The organism is Celeribacter sp. SCSIO 80788 (assembly GCF_051054295.1).
Taxonomy (GTDB): Bacteria; Pseudomonadota; Alphaproteobacteria; order Rhodobacterales; family Rhodobacteraceae; genus Celeribacter.
This window is the reverse complement of record NZ_CP150482.1, coordinates 1,887,337-1,908,546: the sequence shown is the minus strand read 5'-3', so window position 1 is coordinate 1,908,546 and position 21,210 is coordinate 1,887,337. Positions and strand designations below refer to the sequence as shown.

Sequence of the window (21,210 nt, the reverse complement as noted above, 5' to 3'; positions counted from 1 at the left end):
CTCACATGCCCTCCAGCTTGTTCTCGAACATGGTCTGGCGGCGGCCGCGCAGGACGATGTCGAATTTATAGGCGAGGAAATCGAGCGGGCGCGATTTCGAGAAATCGAGCGGCGCGACCAGACGGTCGAGCGAGCTGCGATCCTTGATCGTCGCGGCGATCGGGCAGTGATTGATCAGCGGATCGCCCTCGAAATACATCTGCGTAATGAGGCGCTGGCCAAAGCTGTGACCATAGACCGAAACGTGGATGTGCATCGGACGCCAGTCGTTCGCGCGGTTCGGCCAGGGGTAGGCACCCGGACGCACGGTCAGGAATTCGTAATAACCGTTCTCATCGGTGATGGTCCGGCCACAGCCGCCGAAATTCGGGTCGAGCGGCGCGAAATAGGTGTCTTTCTTGTGACGATAGCGCCCGCCCGCGTTGGCCTGCCAGATCTCGATCAGCGTGTTCGGCACCGGACGATTGTTTTCGTCCAGAACGCGACCGTGCATCAGGATGCGCTCGCCCACGGCAGGGGCCGCGCCCTTGGTCCAGTTCAGGATCAGGTTGTTGTCGAGCGCACCGAGTTTGTTGTGGCCGAAGGTCGGGCCGGTCTCCTCGGACGGCGAGCTTTCCATCGACAAAAGCGGCAGGTTCGGCGAACGCGACACGGATGTCTTGTAATTCGGGTCATAGGGCTCCGGGTGGATCGCGCGGTTGCGCGGGATCAGCGGGCCCTGATCGGTGATCAGGCTGGTCATTGGGTCTCCTCCATTTCCGCATAGGTCTGCTTGGCAAGCTTGAGCGCATGGTTCGCTTTCGGCACGCCCGCGTAGACCGCCACATGTTGCAGCGCCTCCGCCACATCGTCTTTCGACGCCCCCGTGCGTGCGGTGGCACGGATATGCATCGGAATTTCCTCAAAATTCCCGGTCGCGGCCAAAAGCGCGATGGTCAGCATAGACCGTTCCCGGCGCGAAATCTTGTCCGAGGACCACACAGTCCCCCAGGCGCCTTCGGTGATCAGCGTCTGAAACGGCAGATCGAATTCGGTCTTCGCCGCTTCGGCCCGGTCGACATGGGCGTCGCCCAGAACTTCGCGCCGCGTTTTCATCCCCTGATCGAATGTCTCGCTCATGCTGCGATCCTTTCCACAAATTTCACCAACGCTTCCGTAAAGGCTTCGGGCGCTTCGATGGCGGGCAAATGCCCGGTCTCTTCAAACATCACCAGATCGGCGCGCGGCAGGTTGCGGGCCAGCGCCTCAACCACCTCCGGCGGCGTCGCCAGATCGTGTTTGCCGCCGAACACCAGCGCGGGCTGGCTGATCTCGCCCAAGCGGTCCGTGACATCCGTCCCCGCAATCGCCGCGCAGGTGGCGATATAGCCCTCCTGATCGGTGCGGGCCAAGAGCGTGCGCCACAGGGGCGCGTTCGGATTGGCCAGCATCTTCGGCCCGAACCAGCGCGGCAGAATGCCCTCGGCCATCGCCGCCATGCCATTCGCGCGCACCCCGTCGATCCGCGCGTGCCACCCTTCGGCGGCGCCCAGCATCGAGGCGGTGTTCGACAACACCAGCCCTTGCACCTTCGACGGTGCCATCAGGGCCACATGCTGCGCGATCAGCCCGCCGATGGAGCAGCCGACGAGAATGGCGCGCGCGATCCCCGCATCCTCCATCGCAGCGATCACATCTTCGGCCAGCTCCGGGATGCCGTAGCCAACATGGGCGGTCTCAGACAGCCCATGCCCGCGCTTGTCCATGCGCAAGGTGATCCAGCTTTGCGGCAGATGACCGCAAACCTCGTCCCACATCCGCAAATCGGTGCCGAGCGAGTTGATGAACACCAGAGCCGGACCCGTGCCGCCTTTGCGGCTCACATGCATGGTGCCCCAGTCGCGTTTCAATGCGTGCATTCTTGTCTTCCTTTTTTCTCAATTTGCCATAATATTTTGCAGGTGAAAAATACAATATGATGCGAAAAGCATAACCAAATGAATATACCAAGCGGCATGAAACTCCGCCATCTCGAAGCCTTCCTCTCCGTCGCTGAGGCCGGGACCATTACGGCGGCGGCGCGGGAGCGCAATGTCTCGCAGCCAGCCCTGTCGAAAACCATCTCCGAGCTGGAGACCCAGCTCGGCACGCCGCTTTTTACCCGCACCGGACGGCAGGCGGTTCTGACCCCCGCGGGCGAGGCGTTTCGCCGTCATGCGCTCTCGTCGCTGCAAAGTCTTGAAAACGGTGTCCGGGCGATCACCGGCGGCGGGCGCACGGATGTGGTCAAGGTGGGCGTGTTGCCGACGGTCGCAAGCGGGCTTTTCCCCGCCGTGGCGCTGGAATTTTCCGAGCTGCGCCCCGATGCCCGCATCGCCGTGATCACCGGCCCGAACCGCTATCTCATCGACCGGATGCGCTCCGGCGGGCTCGATCTTGTGGTGGGTCGGATGGCGCCCGCGCGGGAGATGACCGGGCTGTCGTTTGAATATCTCTATGACGAAACCGTCTATCTGGTGGCGCGCAAGGATCATCCGGGGCTGGTGCTAACGCCGGTCGAGGCGCTGCGCCGTTACCCCGTGATCCTGCCCAACCCCGGGTCCATTATTCGCCAGCAGGTGATGCAATATCTCATTGCCGCGGGGCTTGATCAAACTGTGAATGTACGCTTCGAAACCGTGGCGCGCCCGGTCGGTCTGCCGCTTGTCGAGCGCTCCGACATGCTCTGGTTCATCTCGCGTGGCGTGGTCGAGCGCGAGCTGTCCGAGGGGCGGCTTGCGACCCTCGATCTCAGCGTGGATTATTTGACGGGGGCGGTGGGGCTGACGCGGAAATTCGATTTCACGCGCGACAGCCCGGCGGATTTTCTGGCAAGCCTGTTGCATCGGCGGGCGAAGGATTTCTCCGCCCGCTGAAGGGTTTAGACGGCTTCGAGCGCAATCGCGATGCCTTGGCCCACGCCAATGCACATGGTCGAGAGCGATTTCTCACCCGGTTTCAACTCCAGCATCGCCGTGCCGGTGATCCGCGCGCCGGACATGCCGAGCGGGTGGCCGATGGAGATCGCGCCGCCGTTCGGGTTCACACGCGGATCGTCATCCGCAATGCCCAGATCGCGCAGCGTCGCGAGGCCCTGCGAGGCAAAGGCTTCGTTCAATTCGATCACCGCAAAGTCTTCTTGCTTGAGACCCAGACGTGCCATCAGTTTCTTCGACGCTGGCGCCGGGCCAAAGCCCATGATCCGCGGCGCAACACCGGCGGCGGCCCCGCCAAGCACCTTGGCGATGGGTTTCAACCCATGCTTTTCAGCGGCTTCCCTGGAGGCGAGGATCAGCGCAGCCGCGCCATCGTTCACACCCGAGGAGTTGCCCGCCGTCACGGTGCCGTCGGCTTTGACGAAGGTCTTGAGCTTTTGCAGCGCGTCCAATGTGGTGGACGGGCGCGGGTGCTCGTCCTCGGAGACCACAATCGGATCGCCTTTGCGCTGCGGGATCACCACCGGAACGATCTCTTTCGCGAGACGCCCGTTGGCCATCGAAGCGCCCGCTTTTTGCTGCGAGCGCAGCGCAAAGAGGTCCTGATCCTCGCGGGAGATGTTGAAATCTTCGGCCACGTTTTCGGCGGTTTCCGGCATGGAATCCACGCCGTATTGCGCTTTCATCAGCTTGTTGACGAACCGCCAGCCGATTGTCGTGTCATAGACCTCATTGGCGCGCGAAAAGGCGGCTTCCGCTTTCGGCATCACAAACGGCGCGCGGGACATGCTTTCGACGCCACCCGCGATGATCAGATCGGCTTCACCCGCTTTGATCGCCCGTGCGCCTGCGATGATCGCATCCATGCCGGAGCCGCAAAGCCGGTTCATTGTCGTGCCGGACACCGTCTCCGGATAGCCCGCCAGCAAAAGCGACATGCGTGCGACGTTGCGGTTGTCTTCGCCCGCCTGGTTGGCGCAGCCGAAGATCACATCGTCAATCGCGGACAAGTCCATCGACGGGTTGCGTTCCGCCAGGGCTTTCAAAGGGATAGCGCCCAGATCGTCAGCCCGCACGGAAGACAGCGCGCCGCCGTAACGGCCCACGGGGGTGCGGATATAGTCGCAGATATAAACGTCGGTCATCACAGGTCCTCCTTACAAATCTTGCGGGACAATCAGATCGAGAACATCGCCGTCCGTGTGGAGCGTCGCCCCGGTGACGGCTTGCAGCGCCTCCATCGTGAGGCCCGGCAGTTTTTCCCGCAGGATGAATTTGCCGCCTTCGATGTCGATCACGGCGAGCGAGGTATAGATGCGGGTCACACAGCCCACGCCGGTGAGCGGGAAGGTGCAGGTCTCGACCAGTTTCGGCCCGCCGTCTTTCGTGACGTGATCGGTGACCACGGCCACGCGTTTCGCACCATGCACCAGATCCATCGCACCACCCACGGCCGGCACGCCTTTGGAACCGACGCGCCAGTTCGCCAGATCGCCGTTTTGCGCGACCTGATAGGCGCCCAGCACGGCGAGGTCCAAGTGACCGCCACGGACCATGGAGAAACTGTCCGCATGGTGGAAAAACGACGCACCGGGGTTGAGCGTGATCGCCTTTTTGCCGGCGTTGATCAGGTCCCAGTCTTCCTCGCCGGGGGCGGGCGCTTTGCCAAAGCCCAACACGCCGTTTTCGGTGTGATAGGTGACATCGCGGCCCTCGGGCTGGAATTTGGCGATCATCTCCGGGAAGCCGATGCCGAGGTTTACGTACGACCCGTCTTCAATGTCTTGCGCGGCGCGCCATGCGATTTGGGCGTTGGAGAGCTTGTCTTCCATAATGTTGAAATCGGACATCAGTAGACCACTCCCGTGCGCACCAGCACTTCTTCTTGTTGAGGTTGTGCAACTTCTACAATCGCGTCGACGAAGATGCCGGGGGTGATCACCTGTTGCGGATCAATCGACCCCGGTTCCCCCAACTCGCTGACCTGCGCGATGGTTTTCGCAGCGGCCATGGCCATCAGCGGGTTAAAGTTGCGGCCCGCCATGCGGTAGGTCATGTTGCCGACCGTGTCGCCCTGCTGGCCTTTGATCAGCGCGAAATCGGCCTTCAGCCAGCGCTCGCGCACATACATCTTGCCGTCGAACTCTTCGGTCGGCTTGCCCTCGGCCAACTCGGTCCCGAAAGAGGTCGGGGTGTAAAACGCCGGGATGCCGGCCCCCGCCGCGCGGATGCGTTCCGCGAGCGTGCCCTGCGGCACAAGCTCAAGCTCGATCTCGCCCGCGAGGAATTTCTCGTTGAACGCTTCGGCATTCGAGGAGCGCGGGAAGGAGCAGATCATCTTCTTGACCATGCCCGCCTTGATCATCGCGGCGATGCCGATATAGCCATTGCCTGCGTTGTTATTGATCACGGTGATGTTCTTCGGGCTGCCGGTGGCGCGAAAACGGTCGATCAGCGCGTGGATCAGCTCGATCGGCGCGCCGGAGCCGCCGAAACCGCCGATCATCACCTGTGCGCCATCGGGAATGTCCGCGACCGCTTCGGCCACGGTAGAGATGGTTTTGTCCATGAGACCCTCCAGTTTATGACGTCGATCTACGCTCGTGCCGCTGTCGCGACGAGTCTTTTTGTGCGCATCTTGACATTTGTTCGGATGTCGGGAAGTGTCGTGCGCATGGCGAACAAACCAACGAACAAATCTTCCGATACCATCTCTTCTTTGGCCAAGGGCCTGCGCGTTCTCGAATGTTTCGGGGCGAAAACGCCGAAGCTGTCGATCACAGATGTGTCCAAGGCCACAGGGCTCGACCGGGCCACCTCCCGGCGCTGTCTTCTGACGCTTCATGGCGAAGGCTATGCCGATTACGATGGCAAATTCTTTACGCTCACGCCGCGCACCCTGCGGCTTGGCATGGGGGCGATTTCCGCACTTCCTCTGCCGCAGATCGTCCAGCCCTGGCTCGATCAGCTCACCGAACAGATCGGACAAAGCTGTTCCGTCTCGATCCTCGACGGCACCGAGATCGTCTATCTCGCCCGTGCCGCCCAGAAACGTGTGATGTCGATTGGCCTCATGCCCGGCTCGCGTCTGCCTGCGCATTGCACCTCGATGGGGCGTATTCTTTTGGGCGCTTTGCCAACTGAGGAGGCGCGCGCGATTGTTGAGGCCTCCGATCTCTCGCCCCGCACGAGGTTCAGCGTCACCGATCCGGACGAGATCATGAAACGCATCGAGGAGGCCCAGAAACAGGGCTATGCGATCATCGATCAGGAGGTGGAAATCGGGCTGCGCTCCATCGCCGTGCCTTTGGTCGACGGCCATGGTCATATCATTGCCGCGCTCAACACCGGCATGGCCGCGACCCAGGACAAGGTGCACGCTTTGGTTCCGACCTATCTGCCGAAGCTCCTGAAGGTGCAATCCGGATTGCGGCGGGTGCTCTAAGGCCGTCAGTCGAGCGACCGCGCGGTGATCGCCTCCGCGACCTCATCGGCGGTCTTCAATGTGCGCACCACCAGCGGCACCACAAGCGCCAGCATGTTGCGCTCCAGCCCCCGTGCCCGCTGCGCCTCGCGCACCTCGTCAAATTGCGCGCGGATCATCGGAATAAAGCGCCACACCAGCGACATGGCGAGCGCGATCTTGTCCTTGGGCACCCAAGCGGGTGCGCGGGACAAAAGCGCGAGGATGCCCTCGGTGAACTCGCTCGCCCGCGTCGTATAGGTCACGAGAGCGGCGGCCATCAGCAACGCCATCAGCCGAAGCGTGACATAAATCGCCATTCCGAGGCTTTCGAGCCAGAGCTGGGCGGCGAAGATGATCACGAGGACGACCAGAGCGGGGCGGATCGCGGTCAACGCATCGCGGGCCGAGAGACCGGCGATCCCATAGCCCAAGGCCACAAGCACAAGCCCGGCCCCAAGCATCCCCGGATGCGTGACCACGAAGATCGCCGTGCAATAGGCAAACAGGAGCGCCAGTTTCCAAGCGGGCCGCGCGCGGTGCAGTGCGCTGTCGCCGGGGATATAGAGATCGGTCAGCATCCGCCCAAATCTTCGCAGAGCGCTTTGTAGGCCGGGATTACGTCCTCGGGCCGTCCGTCGGCATGAATGCGCCCGTCCGCAATGTGCAAAATCCGGTCGAACCCCGCCAAGAGATCGAGATCGTGCGACACCACCACGGCGGGCTGGGACAGAGTGGCCAAAACGCGCATGAATTTCATCTTGTTGCGCAGGTCCAGAAGCGTGGTCGGCTCGTCGAACACGATCATCTCGGGCTCCGTCACCAGTACCCCCGCCAGCGCCACCATCTGTTTCTCGCCGCCGGAAAGCTGATGCGTCAGACGGCCTTTCAGATGCGTCAAAGACAGCTCGGAAAGCACCCGTTCGATCCGCGTCTCGATCTCGGATTTCGACAGTTTGCGCGCCTTGAGACCAAAGGCCAGATCTTCCTCGACCATCGGGTAAACGATCTGATTGTCCGGGTTCTGAAACATGAACCCGACATGGCGACGCAGGTCGTCCGTGCTCTCTCCGAACCGGACCGTGCCCGTAGACGGTTTCTCCAACCCGTTGAAAAGCCGGAGAAACGTGCTTTTCCCGGAGCCGTTGTTGCCGATCACGCCGATGCGCTGTTCGGTCAGGCTCAGGGTGATCTCCGACAGAATCTCGCGCGTGCCTTTGGTCACGGAGACCCTGTCGAACTGCATGGTCATGCTCAGGCGGCCTGACCGATGATCGGGTAGGATTTTTTCACCGTCACCATGACGGCGGCAGCGATCAGCGCCTTGACGATGTCGCCGGGGATGAAGGTCACGGAGCCCATGAAGGCCTTGGAAATCGGCACGCCCGCCATGAGCGTGATGCCCGGAATGCCCACGGCATACATGACGCCGATGCCGCCGATCACGCAGATCAGCGTGGCGGAGACAAAGGACAGCCCGTCCCAGAACTTTTCCGTCATCCAGCCGATGGCAATGGCGGCCAGAAGCCAGCCCAAAAGGAAGCCGGCGGTCGGGCCGAAGAAAGCCGACAAGCCACCGCGCCCGCCCGAGAGGAGCGGCAGGCCGATGGCCACCAGCACCAGCAGAAGCAGGATCGCAAGCCCGCCGCGTTTCGCGCCCAAGACGCCGCCTGCGAGCATCACGCCCAGCGATTGCGCCGTAATCGGCACCGGCAAAAACGGCAATGTCACCGGCGGGAATACCGCCATCACGGCGGTCAGGGCGGCAAACAGGGCGATCAATGTGATGTCGCGCGTGGTCATGGTCTTTCCTCCAGAGCTGTGCCGGTTTTACGCCGACTTTATATCTTTCGCGGAGATAAGCGTCTGATTGAGCCGTGGTAAACCCCCTTTTTCGGGCATGTGAAGTTTGCTTTGCAAAATTGCGGAGAAGTTTTTCAAAGCCTTGCGCGATTGTGCCTCTCTGCAAAATTATACAGGAAATCTCCCGTATTCTCCGACTGTTCAGTCAGGATTTCGGGTCAGATTTCAAGCCGTCTTGCCGCCAGCAAACTCAGCCCCGCCATCACGCCTGCGGTCGCCAGACAGAGCGCCAGCCCCCCGGCCTGATAGGACAGCCCCGACAGGAGCGTGCCCAAAAGCCGCCCGGCGGCGTTCGCCATGTAGTAAAACCCGACATCCATCGTCACGCGGTCTTCACCGGAGAAGGCGACAATGAGATAGGAATGCACCGAGGAATTGACCGCGAAGACAAAGCCAAAGAGCAAAAGCCCCGCGATCAGAGCCAGTGTAAGCCAAAGCGTCGGCGCGCCTGCGATCCACACCAGAGCTGCGAGCACAAAGGGAATGGGCGTCAAAAGCCCGACCCATTTGACCGCCATCCGCGCGCCCGCCGCGTCGTCGCCCGCAGCCCCTTTGAGAAACCGCGGGGCAATGCCCTGGACAAAGCCATAGCCGATGATCCAGAGCGCCATGAAGGCGCCGACGATGAAAAACGCCCGCCGCGCGCCTTCCGGCGTGCCGTCGGAGAAGATCGCTTTGAAATAGATCGGGATGCCGACCACGAACCACACGTCTCGCGCACCAAAGAGGAACATGCGGGCCAGTGAGAGCTGGTTGATCCGGCGATCTTTCGACCAGATCGCGGAGATTTTTGTGCCCTTTTTGCCGGTCGGCAGGCCTTTGGGCATGAATGCCGCGACGGCGATGAGGATGACGAGCAAGACAAGCGCCATGCCCCAGACCGCCGCCTCGAACCCCGCGAGCGCCAAAAGCGCCGCGCCCAGGAAAAAACCAAACCCTTTGACGGCGTTCTTAGAACCGGTCAGCACGGCGACCCATTTGAACAGGCTGCCGTCGCCCTTGGGGGCAAGAATTTTGACCGCCGATTTCGACGACATTTTCGCCAAATCTTTGGCGACGCCAGACGCCCCTTGCACCGCCATGACATAAAGCACAGAGGCCGACACCGACCACGCCGGATCGAGCCCTGCGAGCGCCGCCAGAGCCCCGATCTGGATCACCAATCCCGCGTAAAGCGTTGAGGTCAAACCGAAACGCGCCGCGAGCCACCCGGCGGAGAGGTTCGTCACGATGCCTGCGATCTCGTAGAACAGGAACAGGTACGCCAGTTGGACGGGCGAAAACCCCAGACTGTTGAACTGCAACAGCACAAGCATCCTGAGCGCGCCATCCGACAGCATGAACGCCCAATAGGCCGCCGTCACCGCCATATAGGCGCGCAGCGGGTTTTCCGCCGGAACAGCCGCCATCACATCGCACCCGCGACCATGCGGGCGATGTCGGCGAGGCGGCAGGCGTAGCCCCATTCGTTGTCATACCAGGCGTAAATCTTCACCTGCGTGCCGTGGATCACCATCGTCGAGCCCGCGTCCACGATGGAACTGCGCGAGTCGTTGATGTAATCCGTCGACACCAAAGGCCGGGTCTCATAGCCGAGAATGCCCGCAAGCTCGCCTTCGGAGGCCGCCTTGAACAGGGCATTCACCTCATCCGCCGTGGTTTCCCGCTCCACCTCGAACACGCAATCGGTCAGAGAAGCATTCAACAGCGGCACCCGCACCGCATGACCGTTCAACCGCCCCTTCAACTCCGGGTAAATCAGCGTGATCGCCGTCGCCGACCCGGTCGTGGTCGGAATGAGGTTGTTCAACGCCGAGCGCGCCCGCCGCATGTCCTTTGCGGGCCGGTCCACGATGGTCTGGGTGTTGGTCACGTCATGGATCGTGGTGATTGACCCGTGCTTGATGCCGAGATTTTCGTGGATCACCTTCACCACCGGCGCAAGGCAGTTGGTGGTGCAGGACGCCGCCGTCACCAGATCGTGCGCCGTCGGATCGTAAAGCCCATGGTTCACCCCATAGACGAGGTTCAGCGCGCCGCCGTCCTTCACCGGTGCCGAGACGACAACCTTTTTCACCCCGGCCTCATAATAGGGCGCAATGCGTTCGGCGGTTTTGAAATAGCCGGTGCAGTCGATCACCAGATCGACGCCCAGTTCCTTGAGCGGCAGGTTTTCGATCCGCGCCTCCCGCGTCAGCATCATATGCGTGCCGTTTACGGTCAGGCTGTCCGCGTCATAGGAAATTTCCGCGCCCCAGCGCCCGTGCACGGAATCGAATTCCAGCAACAGCGCATGCTGCTCCGCATCGCCCGCCAGATCGTTCAGGAGCACGATGTTTTCGCCAAGCCCCCGGTCGAACAGGTCGCGCAGCGCCAGCTTTCCGATCCGGCCAAGGCCGTTGAGGGCGATTTTGGGGGCAAAGTTGGGGGCAGTTTTAACCATGGTCATCCTCTTTCATCACGGAGAGATCGTCGATTTTCGCCTGAAGCGACATGCGGTCGAGTTTCTCGATGGGCAGCGCCGTGAAAACCTCGATTCGACGGCGCAGCGCGTCATAGGTCCGGGCAAAGGCCAGAGCGCGCTCGGCCTCGGTGCCCTCGACCTTCACCGGATCGGGCAGGCCCCAATGCGCCGAAAGCGGCTGGCCAGGCAGGGGACCGCAATCCTCTTGTGCCGCCCGGTCGCAGACCGTGAAGACGAAATCATAGCCCTCCTCACCGCGCTGCGCCTGGCTGAGCGATTTCGACCAGAGCCCGAGCGTGTCATGCCCTTCGCGTTCCAGAAGTGCGCGGGCCTGCGGGTGAATCTCGCCATTGGGCGCGGTGCCCGCCGAGACCGCCTCGAACCGCCCCGCGCCAAGGTCGCGCAGCAAAGCCTCAGCCATGATCGAGCGTGCGGAATTGCCGGAACACAGAAACAGCACGCGGAAGGGGCGATCACCACTGAGCGGCAGGGCATTGAGACAGACCTCGGGCCGCCCCCGGCAGCAATCGTTCACGAGATAGCCGACCAGCGCGTCACAGGTCTGAAGTGCGGCCTTATAATAGAGTGCCCGCCCGTCGCGCTCCACTTCGATCAACCCGGCCTGCTGAAGCTCCGAGAGATAACCCGAGAGCGTGTTGGGCTTCATGCCGAGGGCTTCGGCAAGCTCGGTCGGGCGCACCGGGCGCGGTGCAAAGCGCATGATCATGCGAAAGACGGAAAGCCGTCCGGCATGGCCGAGAGCGGCAAAGGCGCGGGTGGCGGAGGGTGAGTCGATGTTTAATTGTTCCATAATTCGCGAATACTCGAAATATATGCCTTGAGCCTAGTGAAAGTTTTATGACGGCGAGAAGCCGGTCGGAATTCTCTGGGAAACCACCTTGCGGAGCCTATCATAGGTGAGACACCCCGACGCAGGCGGCGTTTGTGAAACGGCATACGATTGCATCCCATGCCGGGACGTGCCAGCAAGACCGCAACGACAAGAGTATATCTGCCGGATCACGCGCGCATGACACGAGAGACGAAAAAGCAGCCCTCCGCCGACAAGCGGATGCTCAAGACGCTTTTGGCCCCGGGAGCCCGGTCGATCCGTCTGGCATCGCGGCTTACGGCGCTCTCCTCGCTTTTGTGGTTGCCGCAGGCGGCGCTGGTGGCGGCGCTGTTTTCCCGGCTTCTTCTGGGCGAGGGCGGGATGACGGTCTTGACCGGCACGCTGGGGTTCCTCGGCTTCGCGGCTCTGCGTCTGATCCTGAATTACCTCGCCGAAGGGCTTCTTTTCCGCGCCGGTCAGGCCATCGTGACCACGACCCGTGCGCGCATCCTCGCCCGTGAGGCGCAGGCGACCTCGCATTCGGTCGCGGGTGGCCCCGGCGCGCTGGCGGCTCTGGCGGGGGAAAAGCTCGACGCGCTTCTGCCCTATCTCACCCGCTATGCGCCCGCGCAGCTCCGGGTGATGACCGTGCCTTTCGCCATTCTCGCGCTCGCGTTCTGGCAAAGCTGGGCCGTGGGCCTCGTGTTCGTCATCGCCGGGCCGCTCATTCCGCTTTTCATGGCGCTCGTGGGCTATGCCGCGAAGGACGCCTCCGAGCGGCAGATGCAGGAAATCGGTTCTCTGGGCGATCTTCTGGTCGACCGTCTCGCCGCTTTGGCCGACATTCGCCTTCTGGGTGCCGCCCCGCGTCTCATTGCGCGCTTCGATCACGCCGCTGACGATCTGCGCTCGCGCACCATGGCCGTTCTGCGCATCGCCTTCCTGTCCTCCACCGTGCTCGAGCTTTTCGCCGCCCTCGGCGTGGCGATGGTCGCGGTCTGGGTCGGGTTTTCGCTTTTGGGCGAGATTTCATGGGGCGCTTATGGCGCGGGCATCACGCCCTGGGGCGGGATTTTCCTTCTGCTGCTCGCACCCGATTATTTCCAGCCCTTGCGCGATCTCTCCGCCGCCTGGCATGACAAGGCCTCGGCGCTGGCCGTCGCGGGAGAGCTTGCCGTCTGGGAAGAGCAGGAGACCGAAACGCTTCTGGGGCAGGGGGCCAAGGTCGCGCCGCTTCCCGGTCCCGCTTCCGTCTCTCTTTATCATGTCGCTGCGCAACGCGGTGGACGAACGATTTCCTATCCCGATACCGAGATCGCCCCCGGCACCCGTGTCGCGCTTTCCGGTCCCTCGGGGGCGGGCAAAACCACGCTTCTGCGTCTGATTGCGGGGCTGGAGAAACCGGCTTCCGGCTTGATCACGGTCGCCGGGCAGCCTCTGACCGAGGACACTGCCGACGCCTGGCGCGCGCGGCTCGGCTGGATGCCGCAAGCGCCGATGTTTCTGGGCCGCTCGCTGCGTCACAACATCGCTTTCGGTGCCGCGCTCACCCCCGATCTGATTGCCGCCACCGCGCTCGACGGGGTTCTGGCCGCCCTGCCGAAAGGCGATCTCACCGTGTTGGGCGAAACCGGCGGCGGTCTGTCGGGGGGCGAGGCGCGTCGCGTCATGCTGGCCCGTGCGCTCGCCGCCGCCCCCGATCTGGTGCTCGCGGACGAGCCCACCGCCGATCTCGACCGGGAAACCGCCGACCGGGTGACCGAGGCGCTTCTCGCGCTCAAATCCCGCGGCGCCACCCTCATCGTCGCCACCCACGATCCGCATCTGATCGCCAAGATGGATCGGGTGATCGAGATCGTCCCTGCCAAAGAGGAGACCGCCGATGCGTAACCTCTGGCATATCTTCCGTATCATGATGACCGGCGAAGCCAAGGCGCTGCGCCGTGGTCTCTTGCTGGCTGCGCTCGTCTTGATCATGGGCGGGGCGCTGCTCGGCCTGTCGGGCTGGTTCATCGTCGCCGCTTCTGCCGCCGGTCTCGCCGGGACGGGCGCGGTCTTCGACGTGTTCCGCCCCTCCGCCATGGTCCGTTTCCTCGCCATCACCCGCACCGCCACGCGCTATGGCGAACGCGTCCTGACCCATGACGCCACGCTGCGCGCGCTCGCCCGGCTGCGGGTTGCACTACTCTCCGCCTTGTCCCTGCGCTCTCATGAGCGGCTGATCCGTCTCCGGGGCGCACAGGCGCTCAACCGCATCCTCGCCGATGTCGACGCGCTCGACGGTGTGCCGCTGCGTCTGTTCATCCCGCTGATCGCGGGCGGGGTGACGCAGATTCTGGCGTTGATCGTCCTGTCATGGCTGGTCGCCCCCGCCGTCGCCCTCGCGATTTTCGCGATCTATGTGCTGGGCGGCTTGGCCGTTTTGATCTGGGGCATGTCCCGCGCCCGGACGCCCTCACGCCGCGCCGAAGCGGCGGCACAGGCCTTCCGCACCCGCTTCATCGACCTCGTCACCACCCGCGAAGATCTTGCCGTCTACGGCCAGCTCCCGGCCCAGATTGAGACCGCGCAAACCGCCGATGCCCGGCGTCAGGCCGCCGCCACAGTCACCGACACCCGCGAACGTCAGGCCGGGGCCGCGCTGATGGTCGTCTCCGCTCTGGCGGGGGCTGCCGCGCTCTGGATCGGGGGCGGGCTGGCCGAGGCGGGGGAGATCACGCCCGCGCGTGCCGCCATCGGGTTTTTCACCGCTCTGGCGCTGATGGAAACCGTCGCGCCGCTGCGCCGCGCCGTGGCGGAGATCGGGCGCATGATCGGAGCGGCGCGCCGTGTGACCGAGCAGATGCAGGCCCCTTCCGACCCCGTCCCGGATCATGTGCCCGACGCGCCTCTGACACTGTCTTTCAAAGACGTGAGCTTTGCGCGCGGTGCGGCGCGCCCGGTGATTTCGGGCTTCGATCTTGCGCTCTCCCCCGGCGATTGGGTGGCGCTGCAAGGCCCGTCGGGGGTTGGCAAAAGCACGGTGCTGCTCCTGGCGGCCGGGGCGCTCCGGCCCTTGTCGGGGCAAGTCCTCGTGGCCGATCAGCCGGTTACAAATTGTTTACCAGGTCTGGTTACGCTCGTCGGGCAAAGATCGGCGCTCATTCAGGGGACGGTTGCGGAGAATCTCCGCCTTGCCGCGCCCGAGGCCGATGACGCCGCGCTTTGGGCGGCATTGACGGCGGTGGCGCTCGATGGGGTCATTCGCGCAAAAGGCGGGCTGGAGGCCCGGCTGGGGCCGCGTGGCTCTGGTCTTTCGGGCGGCGAATCGCGTCGGCTGGTGCTGGCGCGCGCTCTGCTGCGTCGGCCGCAGGTGCTGCTTCTGGACGAGCCCACCGAAGGGCTCGACCATGCGACGGCGGAACGGGTTTTGCGCGGAATTCGCGCCGCTCTGCCGCATGCGGCGGTGCTGATGGCAGCCCATCGCAGTGAGGAACAGGGGGCCGCAGATCGCGTTCTGCGGCTGCCGGAGGTGCAAAAACCGCTCTCCGCAGCGGGGATTACAAGCACATTCACGAGCAAGTGATCTGGGAACAGGGGGGGCGCGCCGCGATGTCGCGGTCACTTTAAGATACATCTGTAATATGGCATTCTTGATTTGGGTCAAAGTACCCCAGCGTGTGACGTTCTAATCCGGCGTTACAAAAGTGTATCTGCAAAACATGTTTTTGCAGGAAAGGAGCAAGGGAAAATGGAGTTCGGACTCGTTGAGCTGTCGCGTCTGCAATTTGCGATGACAGCCATGTACCATTTCCTCTTCGTGCCGCTCACGCTTGGTCTGTCGATCATCGTGGCGATCATGGAGACGGTCTACGTCATGACCGGCCGGCCTATCTGGCGGCAGATGACGAAATTCTGGGCAACTCTGTTCGGGATCAACTTCGTGCTCGGTGTGGCCACCGGGATCACGATGGAATTCCAGTTCGGCATGAACTGGTCCTACTACAGCCACTATGTCGGCGACATCTTCGGCGCACCGCTCGCCATCGAGGGGCTCATGGCCTTCTTCATGGAAGCGACCTTCGTCGGCCTGATGTTCTTCGGCTGGGACAAGATGTCCAAAGTCGCCCATATGATCGTCACCTGGCTGGTGGCCATCGGGTCGAACTTCTCCGCGCTCTGGATTCTCATCGCCAACGGCTGGATGCAAAACCCGGTCGGCGCCGAGTTCAACCCGGACTCGATGCGCATGGAGATGACCAACTTCTTCGACGTGGTGTTCAACGAAGTGGCTCAGGCCAAATTCGTGCACACCGTCTCCGCTGGCTACGTGACCGCCTCGGTCTTCGTGCTGGGCGTGTCGTCCTGGTATCTGCTCAAAGGGCGTCACACGGAACTGGCCCGTCGCTCCATCGCGATCGCTGCCGCTTTCGGTCTGGCATCCGCCTTCTCCGTGGTCATTCTGGGCGACGAGTCGGGCTATAACGCCACGCACACCCAGAAGATGAAACTCGCGGCCATCGAAGGCATGTGGGAAACTCAGGAAGCGCCTGCCTCCTTCACCCTCATCGGCATCCCGGATCGGGAAGCGCGTGAAACCCATTACGCCATCCACATCCCCTATGCGATGGGCCTGATCGGCACCCGCTCTCTCACCAATGAGATCCCGGGCGTGGATCAGCTTGTGGCCGAGGCCAACGAGAAAATCCGCTCCGGTATCATCGCTTACGATGCGCTGATGACCATCCGCGAACAACGTGACGCGACCCCGGCTGAGGTGCGTGCGACGTTCGAGGAACATTCCGCCGATCTCGGTTTCGCCATGCTGCTCAAACGCTATGTGGACGATCCGCGTCAGGCCACCGACGAGCAGATCGCCATGGCCGCCGACGACACCGTGCCGGGCGTCGGGCCGCTGTTCTGGGCCTTCCGTCTGATGGTGGCTCTGGGCTTCAGCTTCATCGCCGTGATGCTCTACTTCTTCTACCGGGCATCTTTCCGGGGCATGAAATTCCCGCGTTGGGCGCTGCGTCTTGGCGTGATCATCATCCCGACCCCGTGGATTGCCGCGGAGCTCGGCTGGTTCGTGGCGGAATTCGGGCGTCAGCCCTGGACCGTGGACGGCGTGCTGCCGACGGCCCTGTCTGCCTCGCACCTGTCGATCACCGATCTGCTGATCACTCTGGCTGGCTTCGTGATTTTCTACACGGTGCTGTTCATCATCGAGATGGGCCTGATGATCAAATACATCAAAAAAGGACCGTATATCGACGTTGCCGAAACGGATGAATGGATGAAACGCCATGAAGCCCGCCTCAGCGCCGATGATGCGACCCTCAAGCCTGCGGAGTAACGAACGATGATCCTGCATGAATTCATGACTTTCGAAGTCCTTCGCGTGATCTGGTGGCTGCTCCTGGGCGTCCTGCTGATCGGCTTCGCGCTGACCGACGGGTTCGACATGGGCGTCGGTGCCCTCTTGCCCTTCGTCGGCAAGACCGACATCGAACGGCGCATCGTGATCAACACCATCGGCCCGGTCTGGGAAGGCAACCAGGTGTGGTTCATCCTCGGCGGTGGCGCGATCTTCGCGGCATGGCCGCCGCTCTACGCGGTGTCCTTCTCCGGCTTCTACCTCGCGATGTTCCTGATCCTCGCGGCCCTCATCCTGCGTCCGGTCGGTTTCAAATACCGCTCGAAACGCGAAGGGGCCAAATGGCGCCGGAACTGGGACTGGGCGCTCTTCGTGGGCGGTGCCGTACCGGCGCTCGTCTTCGGTGTCGCGGTCGGCAACGTGCTGCAAGGCGTGCCGTTCCACATCACCCCCGATCTGCTGATGCCCCGCTATGACGGCAACGCCATCATGAAGCTGCTGCGTCTGCTCAACCCCTACGCGCTTCTCGCCGGTGTGGTCTCCCTCTCCATGCTCCTGATGCATGGTGCGGCCTGGCTCGGTCTGAAAACCGAAGGGGCGGTCCAGCAACGGGCCCAGAAAATCGGCACCGTCGCCGGCATCGTCGCCGCCGTGGCCTATGCTCTGGCCGGTGTCTGGCTCGCCTTCGGGATCAAAGGCTATCATATCGTCGGGGAGGTGGTGAAAGACGGACCTTCGAACCCGCTTCTGTCCGAGGTCGCCCATGAGGGCTCCTGGATGCAGGCCTATTCGGACCGTCCGTGGATCGCCATCGCGCCGGTGCTGGCTTTCATCGGCATCGCCATGGCCGTGATGGGCCTGCGCAAGGGCAAGGAAGTCTCCACGCTCCTGTGGTCGAAACTCGGCATCTTCGGCATCATCTCCTCGGTGGGCCTCACGATGTTCCCGTTCATCCTGCCCTCCACCGTCGATCCGAACAGCTCGCTCACCGTCTGGGACAGCTCCAGCTCGCATCTGACCCTCTTCGTGATGCTGATCTGTGCCATCATCTTCGTGCCGATCATCCTCGCCTATACCGCATGGGTCTACAAAGTGCTCTGGGGTAAAGTCACCGAGGAAGAGCTCGAAACCAACGCTCAAAGCTACTGAGAAAGGAGCGACCTATGTGGTATTTCGCCTGGATACTTGGGCTTCCGCTCGCCGCCCTGTTCGCCGTTCTGAACGCGATGTGGCTTGAGATGCGCGAAGACGCGCGCCTCGCAGACGAGCACGACGACACCGCCTGATCACGTCCCTTCTTCAGGTGGCATTGCCCCGGGGATGTCGTTCCACCATCCCCGGGGCGCCTAAATATCTGTTCCGCCCGCTGCCCGGTGGGCGGAATTTTCCGCACCAAAAAATATGCATACATATGCATGCGAATATATGGAGAGAGACATGCACTCACCCAATTCCCCCGCGGTGAACCGCCGGGGCTTCCTGGGCCTTGCCGCTGGCGCGACCGCGCTCGCCGCGACCTCCGGTGAAGCCCGCGCGGCCTCCGTCAAGACCAGTGCCAAGATCGTCATCATCGGCGCAGGCGCCGGTGGCACCGCGCTGGCCAACCGTCTTGTCGAACGCCTCGACGGTGCCGACATCACCCTGATCGACCCGCGCAAAGCTCACCTCTATCAGCCGGGCCTCACGCTCGTCGCCGCCGGTCTCAAACCCGCCGATTACGTGCTCTCCGAGACCACCGACTGGCTGCCCAAAGGCGTGACCCTCATTCAGGAAAAAGCCGCCGCCATCGACCCCGTCGCGAAAACCGTATCGACCGAGGGCGGCCAGACGCTCTCCTACGATTTCCTCGTCGTGGCCCCCGGTCTGATCCTCGATCACGACGCCATCGAAGGCTTCTCGCTCGACATGGTCGGCCAGAACGGCATCGGTGCGCTTTATGCGGGCCCTGAATATGCCGCCAAGACCTGGCAGGCCGCGTCCAAATTCATCGAAGAGGGCGGGCATGGTATCTTCACCCGTCCCGGCACCGAGATGAAATGCGCCGGTGCGCCTTTGAAACACACTTTCCTGATCGACGACCGCCTGCGTCGTGCGGGCAATCGCGGCAAGGCCGAGATCACCTATGGCGCGCATGACGGCGCGCTCTTCGGTGTGCCGATCGTGTCCGAGAAAGTGCGCATGCTCTTCCTCGACCGCGAGATCGCGCCGGTCTATCAGCACACGGTGAAATCCATCGACGCGGGCGCCAAGCGCGTGACCTTCAACACCGCCGAGGGCACCGAGGAGATGGACTATGACTATATCCACCTCATCCCGCCGCAACGCGCCCCCGAGGTGATCCGTCAGTCCGGCCTGTCCTGGGCCGACAAATGGACCGATCAGGGCTGGGTCGAATGCGACATGGCCACGCTGCAACACCTGCGCTACCCGGACATCTGGGCTCTGGGCGACGTCGCCGGTGTGCCGAAAGGCAAAACCGCGGCGTCCGTCAAATGGCAGGTGCCGGTGGTCGAGGACCAGATCGTTTCCGCCATCGCAGGCACCACGCCGACCGAAACCTACGGCGGTTATACCTCCTGTCCGATGATCACCAAGATCGGCCGCGCCATGCTGGTGGAATTCGATTACAACAACAACCTCGTGCCCTCCTTCCCGGGGATCATCCCGCCGCTCGAAGAGCTGTGGATTTCCTGGCTGATGAAAGAGGTTGCGCTGAAAGCCACCTACAACGCCATGCTGCGCGGCAAGGCCTGAGGAGAGAGCGACATGAAAGATCTTACGTTTCAGACCCTGATTGCCGTCTTCGAGGAAATCTTCGGGCGTGGCCTGTTCTGGGCCATGGTCGCCGCTGCCGCCGTGGTGACGCTGGCCTATCTCTATGTGCTGATCCGCGACCGTGCGGTGAGCTGGCGCAAATTCCTCTGGGCGCAGCTTTCCATGCCGGTCGGCGCGGTTCTGGCCGTGTGGTTCGTCATGGCGATGACCCATTCCGCACCCTCCGACATCGGTGGCGGGATCGACCTCATCGTCTTCCTCGGCGTCGCCGTTCTGGGCGCAATCGGCATGGCCATTCTGGTCTACACCATCCAGTCCCTCGTCAAGCCGCCGAAGGCTGTGACCGAATCCTGAGGGTCGGTTCGTTCCGTTCGACCCGATGGGCGGGCGTCCCCGGTGTGCGGACCGGGGGCGCCTGTTTTTTGCCGGTCTGGTTTTTTGCCTGTCTGGCCTTTTGTCTGTCTGGTTTTTCGTGCGCAGGGCCATGATCGCAAGGTCCGCCCGGGTTGCGGGCCGTGTCGCTTGAGACTAATCTGCGCACCAGACGAGAGGCAAAGCGCCCTCGATCATGGAGACTGGATGTTAGAGCTTGTGTGATAAGGCTCTCTGACCCTCAGAGAGCCGTGTGAACCCGGAGCCACCGGGGTGCATCTGCATCCGGGTGTTTTTTCACATCTCAACACATGAGACATCCATGAATATCTCAAAACACGAACAGCGTGCGCTGCACGTTCTGGCTCTTGGGGGCCATCTTCGCCATGAACGAGCGGAGGGCACGAGGATCACCTCTGTCACCTGCGTGACGCGTGAGGGGCTGGTCCTGTCCGGCTTCGACCTTACCCTCTTTCACAAACTGCGTCGCAAGCGCCTGATCGAAAGCCGGTCGGGGCATCCCTGCCGCATCTCGAGACGCGGACGCCTGCCCGTGCGGGCACAGCTCGACCACACAGGGCAGGACAACACAGGACACGCCAACACAGGGAGCATGACATGCTGATCTGCACCGAAACCGAAACCGAAACCGACATCCCGGCCATTCGGGAGATCGTGACCGAGGCCATGCGCCTCTTGCCGCAATCCACCGGCACGGAGGCGGAGATCGTCGACCGGCTGCGGGCGGCGGATGCGCTCGCCCTGTCGCTCGTCGCCGAAGAGGCGGGCAGGCCGCTGGGCTATCTCGCGGTCTTCGAGGGGCAAATCGGGACGGAGCGGGGCTGGGCCGTGATCGGTCCGCTGGCCGTCCTGCCGTCGCGCCACGGCGAAGGCATCGGCAGCGCGCTGATGGCGGAGGCGCTCCGGCGTCTGCGCCGTCGCTATAAGGGCGCGGTTCTGGTCGGTGAGCCGGGCTATTATGGGCGTTTCGGTTTTCGGGCCGTGCCGGGGCTGACGGTTGGGGAGTGTCCGCCACGCTACATTCAGGCCCTGCCGTTCGGCGACGCCATGCCCCGCGGCGAGGTGATCCATCACGCGGCCTTCGGGCTGGAGCAACCGCTCTGACATCTCACC

Annotated in this window: 23 protein-coding genes; 11 read left to right on the top strand and 12 right to left on the bottom strand. The window is 62.9% G+C overall.

What is annotated here, in order from left to right; all coding sequences use genetic code 11:
- Position 1 precedes the first annotated feature (1 nt).
- From pcaH to pcaD, 3 genes are read right to left on the bottom strand one after another with little or no spacing between them, the layout of a single operon-like run.
- Positions 2-742: a protocatechuate 3,4-dioxygenase subunit beta gene (gene pcaH / locus V1471_RS09620; RefSeq protein WP_198403458.1), complete on the bottom strand. Its 741-nt coding sequence runs from the start codon at positions 740-742 to the stop codon at positions 2-4.
- Positions 739-1,119: a 4-carboxymuconolactone decarboxylase gene (gene pcaC / locus V1471_RS09615; protein WP_434288345.1), complete on the bottom strand. Its 381-nt coding sequence runs from the start codon at positions 1,117-1,119 to the stop codon at positions 739-741. The genes pcaH and pcaC overlap by 4 nt, the downstream gene beginning before the upstream one ends.
- Positions 1,116-1,898, bottom strand: coding sequence for a 3-oxoadipate enol-lactonase (gene pcaD / locus V1471_RS09610; protein WP_434288344.1), 783 nt, complete (start codon positions 1,896-1,898; stop codon positions 1,116-1,118). The genes pcaC and pcaD overlap by 4 nt, the downstream gene beginning before the upstream one ends.
- A gap of 78 nt (positions 1,899-1,976) precedes the next feature.
- Here pcaD and V1471_RS09605 point away from each other — a divergent pair, with 78 nt between their 5' ends.
- Entirely contained in the window at positions 1,977-2,894 is a 918-nt protein-coding gene (locus V1471_RS09605) for a LysR substrate-binding domain-containing protein (protein ID WP_434288342.1), read from the top strand.
- 5 nt (positions 2,895-2,899) lie between these two features.
- Here the strand turns inward: V1471_RS09605 and pcaF are convergent, their stop codons facing one another.
- From pcaF to V1471_RS09590, 3 genes are read right to left on the bottom strand one after another with little or no spacing between them, the layout of a single operon-like run.
- Positions 2,900-4,099 carry a 3-oxoadipyl-CoA thiolase gene (gene pcaF / locus V1471_RS09600; RefSeq protein ID WP_434288341.1) on the bottom strand — a complete coding sequence of 400 codons (1,200 nt, stop codon included), beginning with the start codon at positions 4,097-4,099 and terminating at the stop codon, positions 2,900-2,902.
- Between the two features lie 12 nt (positions 4,100-4,111).
- Positions 4,112-4,804, bottom strand: coding sequence for a 3-oxoacid CoA-transferase subunit B (locus V1471_RS09595; RefSeq protein WP_434288340.1), 693 nt, complete (start codon positions 4,802-4,804; stop codon positions 4,112-4,114).
- Positions 4,804-5,523: a 3-oxoacid CoA-transferase subunit A gene (locus V1471_RS09590; protein WP_434288338.1), complete on the bottom strand. Its 720-nt coding sequence runs from the start codon at positions 5,521-5,523 to the stop codon at positions 4,804-4,806. The genes V1471_RS09595 and V1471_RS09590 overlap by 1 nt, the downstream gene beginning before the upstream one ends.
- A 105-nt stretch (positions 5,524-5,628) precedes the next feature.
- Here V1471_RS09590 and V1471_RS09585 point away from each other — a divergent pair, with 105 nt between their 5' ends.
- Positions 5,629-6,399 (top strand): IclR family transcriptional regulator domain-containing protein, encoded by a 771-nt coding sequence (locus tag V1471_RS09585; protein WP_434288337.1) that lies wholly within the window; start codon positions 5,629-5,631, stop codon positions 6,397-6,399.
- A gap of 5 nt (positions 6,400-6,404) precedes the next feature.
- On the opposite strand, the gene V1471_RS09580 is transcribed toward V1471_RS09585, so the two are convergent.
- The 6 genes from V1471_RS09580 to V1471_RS09555 form a co-directional block, all read right to left on the bottom strand.
- A complete protein-coding gene (locus tag V1471_RS09580; protein WP_434288335.1) occupies positions 6,405-6,998 on the bottom strand; it encodes an energy-coupling factor transporter transmembrane component T family protein in 594 nt (197 codons plus the stop codon).
- Positions 6,992-7,669: an energy-coupling factor ABC transporter ATP-binding protein gene (locus V1471_RS09575; protein ID WP_434288333.1), complete on the bottom strand. Its 678-nt coding sequence runs from the start codon at positions 7,667-7,669 to the stop codon at positions 6,992-6,994. Before V1471_RS09575 ends, V1471_RS09580 begins: the two co-directional genes overlap by 7 nt.
- Before the next feature lie 2 nt (positions 7,670-7,671).
- On the bottom strand, positions 7,672-8,220 hold the full coding sequence (locus tag V1471_RS09570) for a biotin transporter BioY (RefSeq protein WP_434288331.1): 549 nt from the start codon (positions 8,218-8,220) through the stop codon (positions 7,672-7,674).
- 218 nt (positions 8,221-8,438) lie between these two features.
- A complete protein-coding gene (gene arsJ, locus V1471_RS09565) occupies positions 8,439-9,689 on the bottom strand; it encodes an organoarsenical effux MFS transporter ArsJ (protein ID WP_434288330.1) in 1,251 nt (416 codons plus the stop codon).
- Positions 9,689-10,723 carry an ArsJ-associated glyceraldehyde-3-phosphate dehydrogenase gene (locus V1471_RS09560; protein WP_434288328.1) on the bottom strand — a complete coding sequence of 345 codons (1,035 nt, stop codon included), beginning with the start codon at positions 10,721-10,723 and terminating at the stop codon, positions 9,689-9,691. Before V1471_RS09560 ends, arsJ begins: the two co-directional genes overlap by 1 nt.
- Positions 10,716-11,555 (bottom strand): MarR family transcriptional regulator, encoded by an 840-nt coding sequence (locus tag V1471_RS09555; protein ID WP_434288326.1) that lies wholly within the window; start codon positions 11,553-11,555, stop codon positions 10,716-10,718. Before V1471_RS09555 ends, V1471_RS09560 begins: the two co-directional genes overlap by 8 nt.
- A gap of 219 nt (positions 11,556-11,774) precedes the next feature.
- Between V1471_RS09555 and cydD the strand changes: the two genes are divergently transcribed.
- The 9 genes from cydD (at position 11,775) to V1471_RS09510 (ending at position 21,201) form a co-directional block, all read left to right on the top strand.
- Positions 11,775-13,466 carry a thiol reductant ABC exporter subunit CydD gene (cydD, locus tag V1471_RS09550; protein WP_434288324.1) on the top strand — a complete coding sequence of 564 codons (1,692 nt, stop codon included), beginning with the start codon at positions 11,775-11,777 and terminating at the stop codon, positions 13,464-13,466.
- Positions 13,459-15,141 (top strand): thiol reductant ABC exporter subunit CydC, encoded by a 1,683-nt coding sequence (gene cydC / locus V1471_RS09545; protein ID WP_434288322.1) that lies wholly within the window; start codon positions 13,459-13,461, stop codon positions 15,139-15,141. Before cydD ends, cydC begins: the two co-directional genes overlap by 8 nt.
- A 165-nt stretch (positions 15,142-15,306) precedes the next feature.
- Positions 15,307-16,908, top strand: a complete 1,602-nt coding sequence (locus V1471_RS09540) for a cytochrome ubiquinol oxidase subunit I (RefSeq protein WP_434288320.1) — start codon at positions 15,307-15,309, stop codon at positions 16,906-16,908.
- A gap of 6 nt (positions 16,909-16,914) precedes the next feature.
- Positions 16,915-18,078 carry a cytochrome d ubiquinol oxidase subunit II gene (gene cydB, locus V1471_RS09535; protein WP_434288318.1) on the top strand — a complete coding sequence of 388 codons (1,164 nt, stop codon included), beginning with the start codon at positions 16,915-16,917 and terminating at the stop codon, positions 18,076-18,078.
- Between the two features lie 14 nt (positions 18,079-18,092).
- Positions 18,093-18,215: a cytochrome bd-I oxidase subunit CydX gene (gene cydX / locus V1471_RS09530; RefSeq protein ID WP_066708555.1), complete on the top strand. Its 123-nt coding sequence runs from the start codon at positions 18,093-18,095 to the stop codon at positions 18,213-18,215.
- A gap of 151 nt (positions 18,216-18,366) precedes the next feature.
- Complete coding sequence (locus V1471_RS09525; protein WP_434288316.1) at positions 18,367-19,683, top strand: NAD(P)/FAD-dependent oxidoreductase; 1,317 nt, start codon at positions 18,367-18,369, stop codon at positions 19,681-19,683.
- A gap of 12 nt (positions 19,684-19,695) precedes the next feature.
- Positions 19,696-20,058 carry a DUF5368 domain-containing protein gene (locus V1471_RS09520; protein ID WP_434288314.1) on the top strand — a complete coding sequence of 121 codons (363 nt, stop codon included), beginning with the start codon at positions 19,696-19,698 and terminating at the stop codon, positions 20,056-20,058.
- Positions 20,059-20,398: 340 nt separating this feature from the next.
- On the top strand, positions 20,399-20,701 hold the full coding sequence (locus V1471_RS09515; RefSeq protein ID WP_434288312.1) for a YjhX family toxin: 303 nt from the start codon (positions 20,399-20,401) through the stop codon (positions 20,699-20,701).
- A complete protein-coding gene (locus tag V1471_RS09510) occupies positions 20,695-21,201 on the top strand; it encodes a GNAT family N-acetyltransferase (RefSeq protein WP_434288310.1) in 507 nt (168 codons plus the stop codon). Before V1471_RS09515 ends, V1471_RS09510 begins: the two co-directional genes overlap by 7 nt.
- Positions 21,202-21,210: the final 9 nt, after the last annotated feature.